General features: G+C 42.1%; 14 protein-coding genes. 10 read left to right on the top strand and 4 right to left on the bottom strand.

The window, feature by feature from the left end:
* Positions 1-465: 465 nt before the first annotated feature.
* From zwf to gnd, 3 genes are read left to right on the top strand one after another with little or no spacing between them, the layout of a single operon-like run.
* On the top strand, positions 466-1,968 hold the full coding sequence (gene zwf / locus J4N44_RS08435) for a glucose-6-phosphate dehydrogenase (protein WP_005445999.1): 1,503 nt from the start codon (positions 466-468) through the stop codon (positions 1,966-1,968).
* On the top strand, positions 1,965-2,681 hold the full coding sequence (pgl, locus tag J4N44_RS08430; RefSeq protein ID WP_009697496.1) for a 6-phosphogluconolactonase: 717 nt from the start codon (positions 1,965-1,967) through the stop codon (positions 2,679-2,681). The genes zwf and pgl overlap by 4 nt, the downstream gene beginning before the upstream one ends.
* A gap of 40 nt (positions 2,682-2,721) precedes the next feature.
* Entirely contained in the window at positions 2,722-4,170 is a 1,449-nt protein-coding gene (gene gnd / locus J4N44_RS08425; protein WP_005445995.1) for a decarboxylating NADP(+)-dependent phosphogluconate dehydrogenase, read from the top strand.
* Positions 4,171-4,348: 178 nt separating this feature from the next.
* Here the strand turns inward: gnd and J4N44_RS08420 are convergent, their stop codons facing one another.
* From J4N44_RS08420 to J4N44_RS08410, 3 genes are all read right to left on the bottom strand, one after another.
* Complete coding sequence (locus tag J4N44_RS08420; RefSeq protein WP_009697497.1) at positions 4,349-5,287, bottom strand: universal stress protein; 939 nt, start codon at positions 5,285-5,287, stop codon at positions 4,349-4,351.
* Between the two features lie 229 nt (positions 5,288-5,516).
* Positions 5,517-6,227 (bottom strand): EAL domain-containing protein, encoded by a 711-nt coding sequence (locus tag J4N44_RS08415; protein WP_050908520.1) that lies wholly within the window; start codon positions 6,225-6,227, stop codon positions 5,517-5,519.
* Between the two features lie 173 nt (positions 6,228-6,400).
* A complete protein-coding gene (locus J4N44_RS08410) occupies positions 6,401-8,746 on the bottom strand; it encodes a M9 family metallopeptidase (protein WP_252045090.1) in 2,346 nt (781 codons plus the stop codon).
* Positions 8,747-9,011: 265 nt separating this feature from the next.
* Here J4N44_RS08410 and J4N44_RS08405 point away from each other — a divergent pair, with 265 nt between their 5' ends.
* The 3 genes from J4N44_RS08405 (at position 9,012) to J4N44_RS08395 (ending at position 14,596) form a co-directional block, all read left to right on the top strand.
* The gene (locus J4N44_RS08405) at positions 9,012-12,047 is read left to right on the top strand and encodes a M6 family metalloprotease domain-containing protein (protein ID WP_252044186.1); all 3,036 of its coding nucleotides are present in this window, start codon (positions 9,012-9,014) and stop codon (positions 12,045-12,047) included.
* Between the two features lie 46 nt (positions 12,048-12,093).
* Positions 12,094-13,074 carry a GlxA family transcriptional regulator gene (locus tag J4N44_RS08400; RefSeq protein ID WP_017190213.1) on the top strand — a complete coding sequence of 327 codons (981 nt, stop codon included), beginning with the start codon at positions 12,094-12,096 and terminating at the stop codon, positions 13,072-13,074.
* A 613-nt stretch (positions 13,075-13,687) separates the two neighbouring features.
* Positions 13,688-14,596 carry a LysR family transcriptional regulator gene (locus tag J4N44_RS08395; protein ID WP_009697503.1) on the top strand — a complete coding sequence of 303 codons (909 nt, stop codon included), beginning with the start codon at positions 13,688-13,690 and terminating at the stop codon, positions 14,594-14,596.
* A 47-nt stretch (positions 14,597-14,643) separates the two neighbouring features.
* Here J4N44_RS08395 and J4N44_RS08390 read toward each other — a convergent pair whose 3' ends face one another.
* Complete coding sequence (locus J4N44_RS08390; RefSeq protein ID WP_017818101.1) at positions 14,644-15,090, bottom strand: A24 family peptidase; 447 nt, start codon at positions 15,088-15,090, stop codon at positions 14,644-14,646.
* Positions 15,091-15,282: 192 nt separating this feature from the next.
* On the opposite strand from J4N44_RS08390, the gene J4N44_RS08385 reads away from it, so the two are divergent.
* The 4 genes from J4N44_RS08385 to J4N44_RS08370 are packed head-to-tail and all read left to right on the top strand — an operon-like array spanning position 15,283 to position 18,135.
* Entirely contained in the window at positions 15,283-15,528 is a 246-nt protein-coding gene (locus J4N44_RS08385; protein ID WP_009697504.1) for a Flp family type IVb pilin, read from the top strand.
* A 56-nt stretch (positions 15,529-15,584) separates the two neighbouring features.
* Positions 15,585-16,340 carry a CpaB family protein gene (locus J4N44_RS08380; protein ID WP_009697505.1) on the top strand — a complete coding sequence of 252 codons (756 nt, stop codon included), beginning with the start codon at positions 15,585-15,587 and terminating at the stop codon, positions 16,338-16,340.
* Positions 16,341-16,342: 2 nt separating this feature from the next.
* The gene (locus J4N44_RS08375; RefSeq protein ID WP_009697506.1) at positions 16,343-17,686 is read left to right on the top strand and encodes a type II and III secretion system protein family protein; all 1,344 of its coding nucleotides are present in this window, start codon (positions 16,343-16,345) and stop codon (positions 17,684-17,686) included.
* Complete coding sequence (locus J4N44_RS08370) at positions 17,686-18,135, top strand: hypothetical protein (protein ID WP_005445974.1); 450 nt, start codon at positions 17,686-17,688, stop codon at positions 18,133-18,135. The genes J4N44_RS08375 and J4N44_RS08370 overlap by 1 nt, the downstream gene beginning before the upstream one ends.

Genomic DNA, 18,135 nt, shown 5'->3' with positions numbered 1-18,135 from the left:
AAATTCTGCATAGTGCACAGAGCTTATGTAATGGATTGCAAAATTGAACAATAAATAATCTTTTTAGAGTTTTTGCTTAAATTTTATCACTAGACCGGGCAGGGTATTTATTTCTTTTAATTCAATTAATTATGATGATTTGTGTAAATTATTTAAACGTTTGCACCGCCAAGTGTTGATGTAAATCAAATAGTCGTAGACAATACGCCCCCGTGTCGGAAATCTCCTCCGAAGAGTGCAAGGTTGTACTCGAGAGACATAAGCGTCTTATATGACCTCCAAATGTTGAGAACCAGACTATGTTTAAGGGGCTCAGTAGTTGTAGTGATTTGAGACTATAGGCTTTACCTATCAACGTAATAGGTAAGACCAATTTTCTATTTTTGAGTGCCATTGATAGGGTTGGCTCAATCCTTTAGCCGTATCCGGGCACACAATAAGTACCTCGTTTTTAAGGGAAAGATGATGGTAATACCAGAAAACAGCAGCATCGTTATTTTTGGTGCTTCAGGTGACCTTACGTACCGTAAGTTAATTCCTGCTCTCTACCACCTCTATGCGAACAAACAGCTTCCAGAGAATTTTGCCATTCTTGGCGTAAGTCGTACTGAGTACAGCGACGATTCTTACCGTGAAAAGCTGAAAAAATCGCTTCAGGAAATGGAGAAAACTGAGCCAGAAACGCTTAATGCATTTATCAATCACCTGCATTACCAAGCAATCAATACTTCTGACACACAAGATTACAGCAAGTTGGCGACACGCTTAGACCAACTGGCAAACGAATACCAATTCGAACAACGTAATACGCTTTTCTATCTTGCAACGCCACCAAGCCTATACAGCGTGATTCCTGCAAGCCTTGCAGCTCACGGTCTGAACAATGAGGAAGATGGTTGGAAGCGTCTGATCATTGAAAAACCATTCGGTTACGACCTTGAATCAGCGCGTTCACTGGATAAAGAGATCCACGAACACTTCCAAGAGCATCAGATCTACCGCATCGACCACTACCTAGGCAAAGAAACGGTTCAAAACCTGCTTGTTCTTCGCTTCTCTAACGCGATGTTTGAGCCGCTTTGGAACCGTAACTTTATTGATTACGTGGAAATCACAGGCGCAGAATTCTTAGGCGTAGAAGAGCGTGGCGGTTACTACGATGGCTCAGGTGCGGTTCGCGACATGTTCCAAAACCACTTGCTACAAGTACTGGCAATGGTTGGTATGGAGCCACCTGCACAAATCAATGCTGACGCGATGCGTGATGAAGTCGTGAAAGTGCTTCAGTGTCTTAAACCACTGGATGAAGACGCACTTCGCAACGATTTAGTATTGGGTCAGTACACGGCGTCTGAAGTTCGTGGTCAACAACTCCCAGGTTACCGTGAAGAGAACGGCGTAGCAGACGATTCTCGTACTGAGACTTACATCGGTCTGAAAGCTTACATCAACAACTGGCGTTGGAATGGCGTGCCTTTCTACGTACGTACAGGTAAGCGTCTACCGACTCGCGTGACAGAAGTGGTTATCCACTTTAAACAAACACCACACCCAGTGTTTGGACAAAACGCACCAGAGAACAAGCTGATTATTCGTATTCAGCCAGACGAAGGCATCCAAATGAGCTTTGGTCTGAAAGAGCCGGGCGCAGGCTTTAAAGCGAAGGAAGTGAAAATGAACTTCCATTACGCTGACCTGCAAGAAACCCAAATGCTAACTGCTTATGAGCGTCTACTTCTTGATGCCCTAAACGGTGATGCGACGCTATTTGCTCGTAGCGATGCGGTTGAAGCGTGTTGGAAATACGTGCAACCAATTCTAGATTTCAAGCAAGACCCACAAGCGCTATTCGGATACGCATGTGGTACATGGGGACCAAAAGAAGCGGACGACTTGCTACAGCGAGCTAACCGCGCATGGCGTTTCCCTTGTAAAAACCTAACAGATACGGACTACTGCGAACTATGATCAACCACAAGATCTACCAAACAGCAGAGCAGGTAGTAGAAAGCCTTGCTAACGATATGAAAGCGTTTAGCGAAATGGGCCGACCTGTTCACATCTCTCTTTCTGGCGGCAGCACACCTAAAATGCTGTTTAAGCTTCTGGCAACAGAGGCTTACGCGACGTCAATTCAGTGGCAAAACCTCCACTTTTGGTGGGGTGATGAGCGCTGCGTTGCGCCTGATGATGCAGAAAGCAACTATGGCGAAGCAAATGCTCTACTCTTTACGCAGGTCAATATTCCTGCTGAGAACATTCACCGTATCCGTGGTGAAGAAGAGCCAAAAGTAGAAGCAGAACGTTTTGCGAAAGAGATGGCAGAAGTGATTCCAACTGAAAATGGCACTCCTGTGTTTGATTGGATCTTGCTTGGTGTTGGCGCAGATGGTCATACTGCATCACTGTTCCCAGGTCAGACAAACTACGATGATGAGAACCTATCAGTGTTGGCGTCTCATCCTGAGTCTGGTCAGATTCGCGTATCAAAGACGGCACGCGTATTAGAAGCAGCGAAGCGCATCAGTTACTTAGTACTTGGTGCTGGTAAAGCAGATATCATTGAAGAGATTAACAGCTCACCAGCACGCGTACTTCCATATCCGGCGGCGAAGATCCAAGCGACATCGGGTCTGACGGAATGGTATTTAGATTTAGACGCAGCGGCGAAAATCGTTTAAGACGGTCGCTGGTCGAATAAAAGACAATTGGAGAGAAACAATGAAAGGTGATATCGGTGTAATCGGCCTTGCTGTAATGGGTCAAAACCTTATCCTAAACATGAACGACCACGGCTTCAAAGTTGTGGCTCACAACCGTACTGCTGCTAAAGTAGACGAGTTCCTGGAAGGTCCGGCGAAAGGCACAAACATCATCGGTGCATACTCTCTAGAAGAACTAGTAGAGAAGCTAGAAGCGCCACGTAAAGTGATGTTGATGGTTCGCGCAGGTGAAGTTGTAGACAAGTTCATCGAAGCTCTAGTACCTCTACTAGACAAAGGCGACATCATTATTGACGGTGGTAACACTAATTACCCAGATACAAACCGTCGCGTTGCTGCACTACGTGAAAAAGGCATCCACTTCATCGGCACTGGTGTATCTGGTGGTGAAGAAGGTGCTCGTTTTGGTCCATCTATTATGCCTGGTGGTTCTGCTGAAGCATGGGAAGCTGTTAAGCCTATCTTCCAAGGTATTGCAGCGAAAACTGACGCTGGTGAGCCTTGTTGTGACTGGGTTGGTAACGATGGTGCAGGTCACTTCGTTAAGATGGTACACAACGGTATCGAATACGGCGACATGCAGCTTATCACTGAAGCTTACCAGTTCATGAAAGACGGTCTTGGTATGTCTGCAGATGAGATGCAAGCTGTATTCGCAGATTGGAACAAAACCGAGCTAGATAGCTACCTTGTTGAAATCACTGCTGACATCCTTGGCTACAAAGATGAAGACGGTGAACCACTAGTAGAGAAGATCCTAGATACAGCAGGCCAAAAAGGTACTGGTAAATGGACTGGTATCAACGCACTAGACTTAGGTATTCCACTGACTCTTATCTCTGAGTCTGTATTCTCTCGTTGCCTATCTGCATTGAAAGACCAACGTGTTGAAGCTGAGTCTCTATTCGGTAAGACAATCACACCAGTTGAAGGCGACAAGCAAGAGTGGGTTGATGCACTACGTCAAGCACTACTAGCATCTAAAATCATCTCTTACGCTCAAGGCTTCATGCTAATGCGAGAAGCATCGAACGAAAATGGTTGGGACCTAAACTACGGTAACGTAGCACTAATGTGGCGTGGTGGTTGTATCATCCGTTCTGCGTTCCTAGGCAATATTCGTGATGCGTACGAAGCGAACCCAGATATCGCATTCCTAGGTTCTGATGAGTACTTCAAAAACATCCTACAAGGTAGCCTAGCGGCATGGCGTAAAGTAGCAGCGAAATCTCTAGAGTCTGGTATCCCAATGCCATGTACGATTTCTGCGCTATCTTTCCTAGATGGTTACACAACTGCTCGTCTACCAGCTAACCTGCTTCAAGCTCAACGTGACTACTTCGGTGCTCACACTTACGAGCGTACGGATCGTCCACGTGGTGAATTCTTCCACACAAACTGGACTGGTACAGGCGGTAACACAGCGTCGACAACTTACGACGTTTAATTGCGCTTTAGTGATTTAAAACAAAAGGATGCCAAGTGGCATCCTTTTTTAATGACTGTTGCAACCAGTGTTCCTTGGGTTCAAATCTAACGTAACGCTCAGAATCCATACCTTGAAGTCACTTGGGCATATAGGCATATTTCGTCCTTATATTCCCTCCAGGTGTTGGTGTTTTGACTCAAACCGAAAGGGGAGAAACGAAACTCTTTGGTTTTAACGCCACCAAAGAACAGTCGAGTGACTGCAATACATTCTCTGCAGTATTACCAATGACCATACCTTGAATGCCCGTTCGAGCAATGGTGCCCATTACAAGCACATCTACATCCTCTTTATTGACCCAGTTTGGTATCTGCTCATCAGCGGAACCGTGCAAGTGATGGATAAAGAACTCTCCATCAATTTCAGAAATTTGGATGATGGAATCCAATGCTTCACGGTGTGCGATTCGGTGAGCATCGATTTGTTGATCGAGCACTTCATCTTCAATCTGAATCCAAATATGATGCCTTAGATAGCTTTCCATCTGATACTCCCAACAAGACACGATGTGCAATTGTTGGTTGTAGGAGTCTGCGATGGAGTGGGCTAACTGGAGAAGATGAACTGTTAATTCTTGTTGCTCTTCACTGGAAATGATGGGATCGATAGCCACCGCCACTCGTTTCGATACCGTTACATGTTTTGCTGCTCGGTTTAGCCATACAGGGCAAGGGCACTTACGCAATAATTTCATATCGAGCGCTTTAAACCCTTTTGTTCCCTCGTCCAGTGGCTCAGCATCTTTGATTACCAGATCGTAGTGGTGTTTATTAACTTGTTGAATGATAGATACAACAGGTTTGTCACCGCTCTCAACGCTTATTGGGAACGGCTCTACATCGTCAGAGAAAGGATCGTTCAACTGTGCGGTTTTAATGTCAGTAAATAGTGAGTCTATCAGAGAATTTTCGTAGGTCTGTTGGTATTCGCGCATATTGGATGGCATCTCAGGGCACACGATAAGCCCAGATAAGCGAGCGTCATGGATTGTGGCAAGTTTCATTGCTTGTTCCAGTGAGTCACTTTTGCCAGCCAATCCTTGGCTAACGAACAAGATGTTTTTGAATCTTTTCATACGCACCTCCTTTTTATTAAGTGTTGTATCAGAAAGGTAATATTTCCATGTTTATAGTGTGGTTACTTGACCTGAAACAACATAAATTGGATGTGCAAACTGAGATCAATACCTTAGCTAGATTACGGATGATGGAGTTTGAACGTGGCTTGAAAATGAAAACGCCCAAAGAGGGAATCTTTGGGCGTTTCGTTATCTGGAGGAATGGCTAGGAAAAGAAAGACGTTTGTTAAGAACACAACGAAACAGCTTGTTCAGACTGCAATGGGTAAGGGCGCGAATAGTGGTAGCCTTGGACCAAAGAGTGGCACTCTTTAAGCATCTCATGATGTTGAGTGTCTTCGACACCTTCAAAAATCAAACCACGAGAACAAAATGGTGCTAAGAAGTACTCTAACGCTTGTATAGACTCTAGATCCGCGTACTTGAGGAAGCTTTTGTCGATTTTAATACGGTCCCAAAAGATGGTGTCGAGCGACATATTGGCGAGTTTGTTGTTGCTATGATAATCATCCAACCAAATTTCGATGTTGTTTGCCTGTAACTGCGACAAGTTATGGTGTATTTCTTTCGATTCGGTATAGCAATCAAGCTCACTGATTTCTAATGCGAACTTGGCTCCGTTGAAGCTTAAGAGCTTTTGTACAAAGTGCTCGTCAGCCAAACATGAAAGCTTAATATTAAATGAGTGTCGCTGGTGTGGGTATTGGGCGAGAGAAAATTGAATTTGCTGTAAAGCGAGCGTTTGAATAAACGAATTATCTACAATTGAAAAGAAGACGTCGTTATTAATGTTATTTTTGTCAAAAGTACAAATCTTCGATAACGTTTCGTAATATTGAATTTCTTGACTTTTAGGGCAAATGATAGGTTGTACTAATGTTTCTATATCAAAGTCAGTCAATTTGAAGTTAGGCAGGTAAGGCTTATTCCTTTGCATATTATTCACTTTTTCAATTTAATATTACGACGTTACACTTAAGCATTGTTTTGCATTTTATATCCAAAGTAATTACTTCAGGAAATTAAGAATTATAATAGCGCTATAAATTATATTTAATGTTCATTAAGCACCGTGAGGAAAGCAGGTGCTTAATGAAGGTTGAGAGTGGCTTATTTCGCGACCACTGATAGCTCTACGTCGAACTCGTCACGACCACTGATACTGAAATAGTATTGACCCGTTTTTATGGTGCCGTCTTCATTCTTTGGAATCGAAATGGATTCGTTACTGCCATGAGTAAAGTTGGTCCACTCGTACTCAAAGTAGTGACAGACTTTGTCATAACAAGCATATAAATCGGCGTCACCGCTACCGGTAATCGATACTTCCAATTGATTGAAGCTCTGCGTCACGTCGACAAAGAAAAGTTTCTCTGCGAACTTTTCACCACTAACTTGAACGCTGGTATTGAGCTCAATTTTCTTCGGTTTTTCTTTTGGCTTCGGCTTAGAAATGTCCGTGTCATCGATGTCTTTGGTTACTTCATCTAGCCATGAGTGAAACTCTGTATTGTAGGTAGGACCGAGTCGTTCAAGGAGTTTAACCCACTCTTTGTATTGTCCGGTGCGTGAATATCCCAAAAGCTCGGTTACGTCTTCAGGATGCTTTTCTAACATAAAGCGTACGGCTAGGTAGCCCCAACGGTAAACACGATTCAAACCGTCGCTGTAGTTGGTACGGAACACTTCATCTAAAGTATGAGTTTTGTCTTTACCAAGTACTAATGCCGCGGTATAGCCGTCTTTGTAGTGCATGTATTCAGCGAAGCCTTCTAACCACCAAACGATGCTACCTTCGCGCATTGTCTCGTGGAAGTCACCGTATTGGTTAAATCGTCCGTCCAAATAGTGAATGTATTCATGCTCTAAGTTTAGAATCGAAAAGTCGTCATCCCATCCGTTTTGATAAGCGACGAATCGAGGTACATTTCCTTGCTTGGAAGGGTCTCGCTCGAGGAATTGTCCGCCGTTGTTGGTCGTGTTGCCGAATAGGAAGCTAGAGTAGGTTGAATAGTCGTTTTTGGTTTTAAAAACAATAACGTCAACACTGTCGCTATGATCATCAGCGACAGGCTGATATCCCGTGTTAACAATTTGGTGGAAGTCATCTTCTTTCAGGTTCAATGTTTCGCAGCTTGTCACTGCTTGAGCTTCAGTCATTTCCTGAGCGAGTATTTGCGCAGGTCCACGACAGTCGTAACTGAATGTCATGATTTTCTGTTTTAGATCTTGCTTCGCATTACCAAGCCCGAGTTGTTCTAGGTAATCCGGCGCATAAGCATTGACCATTTCAGCAATACCAACCCATATTCGGTCCGATTTGCCACCGAGTGGGTAACGTGCCAACAAGCTACGTAAAGTATCGATGACGACTTGTTTTGTGCTCGCATCTTGGGTTTTGACAAGTCTAGCGAGCTCACGGGCGGCGTTGCCGAGTAATTGTTCAGAATCCGTTCCGATCGCCCATTCGTTGTTGGTTATAAAAGCACTCAAACGATGAATATAACGTGGGTCAGACTCGATAAGATCGTAAAACGCTTTGGTTTGGGAATGCCCTGCCATAGCGATAAAAACATTGTTGATCGCTTTGCGATAATAGTAGCTCTCGCTTTTGTCTTCAGAAAAGGTATCGAGAACAGCGAAAACATCGGGAGCGGCAATGGCAAGTTGTCTAATGCTATCAACAACAATCAACATGGATGCCAGTGCTTCTTGTTGTTCACGTCCATTTGTTAATGCGTGTGGTGAGCGTAAAAACTCTTGGATCGTAGCGGCGATCTCTGCGCCCAATTCCGAAGGGAAAGGCTGTAAGTCTCGTGCAAACGTGTCGTGTCGGTTCTTATACGCTGCTTTGATAAACTCGCCCAAGTAATAAATCTGCTGAGCTTGTTCCTTTTTCCCTTTATAAGCTTCAATTGCTTTTTTTAAGCCAGCGTTAATTCGTGTGACACTCAATGTGCTAAAAACGGTATCTGCTTGTTCAGCAGAAGGGGAGAACCAAGTTCTCATACACTCGTAGTCGCTGTTGGCGACACGTGATTCGATATTAACTCGGTCAAGGTTAAGTTCCGTAACAGTACATTTTCCTTTGTGTGGGAAAAGCTCGGTATCGTCATCTACGTCAGTATCGTCGTCAGTGGTTCCGTCGTCTTTGGTAGAGTCATCATCACCCGTAGTGTCATCATCTGAGTCTTTATCATCGTCTGATGTTGTATCATCATCGGTAACGGTGTCGTCATCGTTGACAGTATCCGTATCGTCATCATCTGCTGTAGAATCTGAATCTGAATCTGAATCTGAATCTGAATCTGAATCTGAATCTGAATCTGAATCTGAATCTGAATCTGCGTCAGTGGTGTCATCATTTTTATCGCCGGAATCCACATCAGCGATAGGAACTGTCGTGACACCACCGGAAGAATCATCGCCACCACATCCAGTTAAAACACCAAGCATGGATAAAAGAAGACATGCGGTTGTAATATTTTTCATAGAATTAGTATTGTAATTAAAATGGGATTTAAATATATATTTTTACTAATCCATAGTTAAATAATAGGATTTAATAAGAAAATAAATATGTCTTATGATCCTTGAGGATATTTAAATGTGATATTAATCAGATAACCATTTTTTATAACGTTAGTAGAATTGTTAATTGGGAAGGAAAAATTGATTTTGATATACATAACGTCACTTTTTAACCTTAGTCGACGAGTATATGAAAAAAATATATTTTCCGATCATCAGTACACTGATGGCTTCTTTTGCCCATGCTAATACGTTACCTGCACCTACTTGGCATGAATTCCAATTAAATGACGGCTCTAGGAAAGAGCTAAAACTTTATGGCGACCAAGAATCTTTTTGGTATCAAGACCGGGAAGGCATTATCTACGTCTATGACGAAGATACAGGATGGTTTTATGGTCAACACGAAGTGGTTGATGGTCGCTTTGTTGCGACTTCAATTGGTGTGGAAGCCAAATTAGAAACACCACAATCAGTGAAAGCACTGTTAAAAGAAAAAGTCAGTCCGACGTCCTCTTTAGTACCTTCTAGTCGTATTGATCCGCTAAGTGAGGCCTATTTTGAGCAAACGCCACTTCGAGCGGTTAACGCGACAGATGACCCAAAGCATCAACCTTTGTTGGTTGTCCAAGTAAGCTTCAATGATGAAGCGTTTGTGAACGACTTTACCGATGTGATTTTTGGTGACAACCAACAAAGCGTCAAAGACTACTTCCACAAGAACAGTTACGGACGTTATATCGTTGAACCGGCGAGAGAAACACAAGGCACAGCGAATGATGGTGTTATCGATATTACGCTGGACATTGCACATCCGAATTGCCATTCAAAAAATGATTCGACGTGTGATGGTAAGCTAAAAGCGGCGTTCAAGGCGGCTTACGATAAGTTAGATCGTTACGTAGATTTGTCGACTTACGACGATAACAACGATGACAAAATTAGCCCTGATGAGCTGTCGGTGATGTTTGTATTTGCAGGATACGATAAATCTGCGGGCTCAATTAACACACCATATATCTGGCCTCACCGCTTCAGTCACAATACAGTTGAGATCGATGGTAAGACGATCCGTGATTACTGTTTGTTTGCGGACTTCCAAGGCAATCATCAGTCTACGATGGGGGTCATTGCCCATGAGCTTGGACACTTGATGCTTGGACTTCCGGATTTATACTCCTACAAGCATTCTGGTTCTGTGGGCCAATGGGGTCTTATGGGCGGAGGAAGCTGGGCAAGAAAACAAGGCGATAGCTACGCAGGGGAAACTCCGGTCAACATGCTGGCGTGGAGTAAGGAAGCTGCTGGTTTCATTAAACCTAAGGTCATTGATACTTCTGGTTCCGCGACCATTGAAACGGCACAAGGCGAGGGAGTGATGTATCTCGACCCTTACTTGAAGCAACAAGGACCTAGAGCGTACTTCGAAAACCGCCGCAAAAACCAATATGACCGTGCGTTATCTGGTGAAGGGCTACTAATCACAGCAGTGAGCGTGGACAATCGCTTTAACGACAATGGTCCAATGCAAGTACAGGTTTTCCAAGCGGATGGGCTTGATGAATTACAAACGCGTGGTTGGTCTGATCAGGGGGACGTGTTCCCTGGTTCAAGCAATGTAGTGACAGTTACGGACGATACATCGCCTTCGCTAAAAACAATCACTGGCGGGCGCGAAACCAATATCTCAATTAATGATATTGCGAGCACAGCGCAAAATGGATCGCTACGAGCGTCAATTCCTTCTTCAAACAATAAATCGGCGTGGATCACCTCACTGTCAAGAACTTACGTTTATGAAGACTCACGCAATAACACAATAGGGTTTGGGTTAGATAACAACGAAGGTTACAAGACATTGGTAGGTTTCTACTTGTATGCGAAACCAATTCAGCCAAATGCCGATATGCGCTACCGCATGTTTAAGTATGACTTAACGACTAACCGCTGGGGGAATGCATCTATCAACGTTGATACACAAGTTGAAGTGTCATCGGGTGCGATTCCTGATTCGGGCGGTCGAGTGATGTTTGCTGCACCATTTGAGATTGATGACGGCGAACAGCTGTTGGTGATTGAGTTAGAAAACGCGAAGCCAGAGTACAGCTACTCATTCTTGGATGCTTACTTGTCTAACGGACAGAAAAAGAAACAGTTTTTCGGTACTACAAATACGTACAAGACGAATGGTTTAAGCGAAGGTCGTGGTCGTAACTATCCATTTGCTGCTTTGTTAGAGAAACCTCAAGCAAAACCGAGCATCACTGCCCAGAGAGACTCTGTGACGTTGATGAGTGGTGAAAGCGTTACGATTGATGTACTAGCGAACGATCGTTCTTCTGATGCAAATAACACCATTAAGTTGGACAAAATCACAACAAAACCAGCGATTGGCAGTGCAGAAATTGCTGGGCAGAAAATTCGTTACTCAGTACCTGTTTCAGATATTCCTGAGCAGAGAACAGTGATGAAGTATCAAGTGTCTGACGATTTTGGTACGACGGCTGAAGGTGAAGTTGTTATCACCGTCAATTCTCCAGTTGTCACAGCGAGCAACCTTCAATACAAAACCCAAGAAGACAAGCCTTTAGCACTTGAATTGCGTCAGCAGCAAGGATTGGAGAAGGGTGACACCATCGTGATTAAAACCGCGCCTAAGCATGGTAAGTTAGATGGCGATACCTACCAAAGTGATGAAAACTATTTTGGTAACGACCAGTTTGAATTTGTAATTGTGAAAGAAAACGGGCGTGAATCTAACACTGCAACGGCTGTAATAACGATTGAAGCGGTCAATGATGAACCAACGTTTGCGGTAAAAGCAAGCCGTAAAGAGGGCCTAGAAAACGACAAAGTTACATTATCAGCCCTTGATCTAAAAGATGTTGACTCAGCTGATCACTCGTTCAAATGGCGCCAAGTTTCAGGAACCACCGCTAAGTTTACCACCACAGAGACTCCAAATGTGGAAGTGACTTTACCGAAAGTCAGCAAGAAAAGTGAAAAGCTGACGTTTGAAGTGGCGGTAAACGACAAAGATGGCGCGATCATTACCAAAACCGTTGAAGTGGTCGTTAAGCAAGCTGTTGTGTCGGAAACCGATCCTGGTAAAAGTGAAGAAGGTGGCTCAATGGGCTTGTGGATTACTTTGTGTATGATGCTAATTAGCCTAAGAACAAAGAGTAATAATTTGTACAGATTCATAATAAGGAATGATATTCCGTAGAAAAGCATTATAATTCATTGCCTTATATGCACAGGATGAATGCAGATTGAAGGAAAACAATAAGAAAAACCTCCGTGTCGTAGCATTAGCTCCGACAGGGAGGTATTTTGCGTCAATAATAAGCTCATTAGAGATCCTAGAAACAGCGGCTGAGTTTGCTGAGTTCCCGGGTTTCATGACACATATCGTAACGCCAAACAACCGGCCATTGAGCGGTCGAGGAGGGATAAGCGTTCAACCAACTTCCCAATGGCAATCTTTTGATTTTACTAACATACTAATTATTGGCTCCATAGGAGACCCCTTAGAATCGCTTGATAAGATTGATCCTGCACTGGTTGATTGGATCAAAAAATTACATAAAAAAGGCAGCAAAATAGTCGCCATTGATACCGGTATTTTTGTCGTTGCGAAGGCGGGGCTTTTGCAGCAGAACAAAGCGGTAATGCACTCATACTTCGCCCACCTTTTTAGAGAGCTTTTCCCAGAGATCATGTTAGTGACTGAGCAGAAAGCGCTCATCGATGGGAATCTCTACTTATCTTCAGGACCGTACTCTCACTCAAACGTCATGTTGGAGATTGTCGAAGAGTACTTCGGAAAACAGACTAGAAACCTAGGTAACCAATTCTTAAGCACAATAGAAGGGAGTGGAAACTCGCATTCATATTGTGATGTCTTTCGCTACATGCAACACAAGGATGAGCTAATTCTTAAAATCCAAAAATGGATTCTTACTATGGACTTGGACATCGTTACCATCAGCGACCTAGCGAATGAAGCTTGTTTGTCAGAGAGGCAATTAAAGCGCCGTTTTAAAGATGCGACCTCTATTAGTCCACTTAAGTTTATTCAACTAGGTCGTTTGTCTTTCGCTAAAGAGTTGTTGAGATCAACAAAACTGTCCATTGATGAGGTCGCTAGTCGTTCTGGTTATGTGGATACACAATTTTTCAGGCAGATATTCAAGAGAGAAAATGATTGCTCACCACTTGAATATCGCAAGAAAAAGCAAGCAAAAGTCTAATTATAAATTTATCTTATGACCTATAGCCACTCTACATGTAATGTTATTAATAAGATTATCATTTCTTTAGTCGTTTAATGCTTGCTCGGTCATTCGAACGAAAATGGCAAACGTTTGCTATTTTCGTTCGAATATAAATGAGTTGGTTTTAGATTGATTTTTAATAACGTTAGCTTATACTCACATACATGGATACTTATAATGACTTAATTTCCATTAATAATATTGTCGTTCTTATAATGTATATCGTTTGTTATAAATTAAAACTGTATGCATATTATTAAGTAGTCACTCGAAATATAAAGGGGGGGTTTAGGCCTCATAAAGGGGGTGATTAAGACACAATATTATAAAATTATCTTTTTTTAACTAATTATTTCGCAACGCGAAATAATAAATAAAACAGTCATTTACACCAAAATAAATCTCCTCTGATCAGTTGCAAATTTGAGAAATAAGCAACGTGTTTCTTATACAACTGTTGAATAGTTAGACGTAGAATAAGACGCTGAGTTATAGCGGGAAGCCAATTATTAACTGGCTCAATGTGTAGCTTTATGGATGTATAACAATTATAACTATCGGATAATTATTGGGTCTTGGTGTTAATTAAATGAAAGCTAATAAACGAACCATTGATGTAAAGTACTTACGCACTTTTTCACATGTTGCAAGACATAGAAGTTTTACTGCAGCTGCAGAAAGTCTATATTTAACCCAACCAGCCGTTTCACAACATATTAAAAAACTTGAATGTACTATAGGCGCAGAAGTCTTTGACCGAAAGGATGGTTTTAACTTGACTAAACATGGTCAAATATTACTAGATTATACGGATCAGACGATGTCGTTATATGATCAATTATTTGATGAGTTGGCTCAAGTTGATATGTTTGATCGGTATTCTATTGCGATTTCTGATTCATTCGCCCCTGAGTTAGTCGCAAAAGTAATCAGTTCTTTCAGAGTATATAACGACGTCGAGTTGGCTGTGACAAGTTATAGCGACCTTAATTGTGTCGATAAAGAAAACCACGATTTGGTGTTTGCCATCGGTGATACCACATCTGTGGAAGGGCGTGTATTTCCCCTAAACAGAGAACAATACATTTTAGCTTGTGACTGCGCGGTTGATCCTGAAGAGTGCTATCCCGAGCGAATCGTCTTTTGTAACTCTCTTTCTAGGCGAGATGCCGAGGTGCTTCTTGATTCTTTTGGTGTAGATATTTCTAAGGTAAAACATTGGCTTACGACCTCATCATCACGACTGATGATTAACGAACTACAAGCAGCAAACACGTTTGTCGTTTGTCCAAGTTGGACCTTAGGTGATCACAAATGTAGCCAATATTTATTACCAAAATACATTGAGATGTATGTTTGGTGCAACGATTCGGCAGCCAAGAAAATTGATCAAGAACGTTTAAGAAGTTTGATTACCGAAACTTTCCGACTCACATCTAAAGGAGTGGTAAGTAGAAAACCTCCCACTTCCTTACTGACCAGTTGTGAAGTAATGTAGTAAAACGCCATGCCTATTATAAATAGGCATGGCGTTTGTATTTATAGTCAAGAAAAAAGGGATAGATAAAAGAAAAAAAGTCCACTAATACCGATCGGTATTGTGTAAGGAATGCCATTTTTAAAAGGAGGAGTTTGACGAAAAATGGCCGTCATCCACATCAAAAGAATTTGAATTCCGCCCAATAATCCAATAGCAATCATTGCTAATAACATATATTCACTATGTACACCTAAAAATAGTGCACCGATTAATTTTACATCCCCACCTCCAACTACGTTCATCATCCAAAGCAAAAAGAATGCAATAAAAATACATGTACTCACCAGAACTTGATTAAAAGGAGCTGGAGAATAATACAAGCTAGCTAGTGAGGTAACACTGATAAGAAAAATGAATCGATGCTTCACAATCCTATAGCGAATATCACCATAAAAAATACACATCACGCTGGTAAGGCAGGTTAGCCAAAAGATAAATTTTATATAATTCATTTTACTATTTTAATGGAGGGAGATTGGAATTCAATTGCTTCCTAATAATAAATTATTATGTAACGGATTACATGTGTTTATAACAACTATTTATAAATGAATAAAAAAGCTTAATTGGTGTGATTGTTTCTATTGAGGTAGATTTTCTACGTTCACGAAATGAGTGATTAATTCAAGGAAATAGAGGTAAACATGCTTTTAAACATCAATTCTAAACTTCGTAATATCCGTAACAAATTTAAGTCAGATAAACGTGGTGTAACTGCAGTGGAATACGCAATCATCGCTGTAGCAATGTCTTCAATTATTCTGTTTGTATTTAAAGATGGCACTTTGAAAACAACGCTAAATGACGCGATGGGCAAAATTTCTACTTCAATGGAAAGTGCTAACTCTGCTGGAGGTTCTGGCAATAAAGCTGACGGTAAACAAGGATAAGTTAACCAGTTATAAATTTAGAGAGGGGAAACCCTCTCTTTTAAGGTTTTTATTCTATGAGTAGAGCATTAGTTTTTGTATTTGTTGCCATCACTATGTTTTTGGCTTTTTTCTACGTCAGCGATTTTTTTGATCAGCCTGAGCCAGTGGCAGTGGTCGAAAATGAAGTGTTTGTAGAGGTCGCATTCGTTAATCGAGCTGTAAACAAAGCTGAGCCGGTTAACGCCAATGCAATAGATATTCGTGAGTTTCCCGAGTCGGAAGCAAAACAGCATTCATACGTTCCTTACGCGAGCATCAAGATTGATTCAGGTGCGCTATGGGCGAAAGACGTCAAAGAAGGTATGCAATTAACACCAGACTTGGTTTCTAATCCTGGTGAAAAAGATTACATGTATCTTTCACTTAAAAAAGACCAAGTGCCTTATTACTACTTGTCGCAAGGCAGTAGCATTGTAGAAGCGCTACCAATTCAACCTGGCGATCGCGTCAGTTTTGTTGCCACAACCTCATCTCAATCCAATTTATTAGAAAGTGGCTATTCCGATATCGATAGCTTAACAAGCAACGTCATCATTGACGGGGCTTTGGTTTTGCAATCGATGAACGTTTCTGAAGATGATGATTCGTCAAATGAAGAATATGGCTTGATTATCGCGTTGACCGTTAAACAGGTACTTAAGCTAGAAATGGCACAGAAAATTGGAGCCATAACTCTGGTTCCAGCAAAGATGGTTCATAAATACTTATCTGTAAAAAGTAGCGATTTGATTGAGCATCGATTTGGCGTTCGACAGCTGAGAGGGAATTAAGGGTGTTCAATAAAAATATATTATCAGTCACGCTGGGATTGGTTTTGCTTCTCCCAGCTTCCGCGTCAGCTGGGGATCTATTAAGCCTTGATAAAGGTGCAGCGAAGACGATTAATGTAAAACGCAACATTGATACCGTGTTTGTCGCGGATACTCAAATTGCGGATTACAAGGTCATCGCAAACGGGAAATTAGTGATTTACGGCATTGGCCGTGGTGCCACTTCCATTATCGCTTACGACCGAGCAGGAAACGAAATTTACAACGCAGAAGTGGTCGTAAATAAAAGCTTAAGGCTTTTAAAACAAACGCTTATTGCAAGATATCCCGATGAAGACATTAAGCTGACCAATATTGGTGAGCAGGTTGTTATTGATGGTGTCGTGAGCAGCGAAGAAATCAAAAACAAGGTGTATCGCCACGTAGGTGAAATGCTGAAAAAGAGCAAACAAAGGAATACTTTTGAGCTTACTAATGCAAACGGAGAATCTGGCGATGCTCTCGACTATACAGCGACTTATGTGTTTGAAGACATCATCAACAATCTGAAAGTTCTCACCACAGATCAAATCAACGTAAAGCTGACGGTTGCAGAAGTTTCAAGTTCATTCTTGACCGAGCTAGGGGTTTCATACGCTGAAACAAACGGTAAGTCCATTGGTGGTGCTGGCCAGTTCGTCAATAAGATTTTGGACTTTACTGCTGAGGATATCGTTGCGGTTATTTCAGCGAGTGGTAATGACAGCATTGGACAAGTGCTTGCCGAACCAAATCTATCTGTGATTTCCGGTGAGTCTGCAAGCTTTCTAGTTGGTGGTGAAATCCCTATTACAGTTCGCGATAACGATGGTATCTCTGTTACTTATAAAGAGTACGGGGTAAAGCTGTCTATGGTGGCTAAGGTAACGGATTCTGAAAACATTCGTTTGTCACTGCTACCTGAAGTGAGCTCTATTGATAAGACCAATGGTGTGAATTCTGGACTCATCAGTGTGCCTTCTTTGAGGACTCGCAAAGCCCAAACGACCGTACAATTGAAAGATGGTCAAAGCTTTGTTCTAGCAGGTCTGTTGACATCAGAAGAGCAAGAATCACTAGCCAAAATCCCTTACCTGGGTGATATCCCGATTTTGGGTGCGCTGTTTAGTAAAACCAATACTGAAAGAAGAAAGACTGAGCTGATCATCGTAGCGACAGTTAACCTCGTCGATCCTGTTAAAGAAACCGATATTAAACTGCCGAAGTTTAAACGAACAAGTGATCTTGAGCGTTTGTTGAAACTTGATCTTTCAAATGTTGATGACGAAGAGCTGGAAAATACGATAAAGGCGGGAGGCTTTAACTAATGAAGGCAAACCTATTGTTGGTGGTTTCTGTATTACTCTCGGGTTGCTCGGTATCGGTAACACCAAACAAAACAACCGTAGACACAATTGTAGAAACCTTTGAGTTTCGAGTCACAAACAAAGAAGTGGCGATGGATAAATCGGTTAACTTCGTCAATCAAATCAATCTTCAGTATCCGAAGTCGACATTTGCAATCAATTACGACGCCAAAGAAAGTCAGTTTGTTGATGGCTTTGTGAAAGAAATCAAAGCCAAAGGCGTAAACAAGTTGCGTTATACCCTAAACGCAAACAGCGAAAGCAAAGGCGTAAAAATCGTTGCGAAATACCACAAGATGCAAGAGCAAACTTGTGATGCTGTTTCATTCAACACCCTTAAACATCATCCATTTGGGTGCAGCTTGGAATACAACAGACGCTTGAGTATGACGAATCCTGTGGCGGAGTAA

The sequence above is a fragment of the Vibrio sp. SCSIO 43155 genome, assembly GCF_023716605.1.
Lineage (GTDB): Bacteria > Pseudomonadota > Gammaproteobacteria > Enterobacterales > Vibrionaceae > Vibrio > Vibrio harveyi.
The sequence above is the reverse complement of the archived record's forward strand: the minus strand, read 5'-3'. Positions and strand labels throughout refer to the sequence as shown.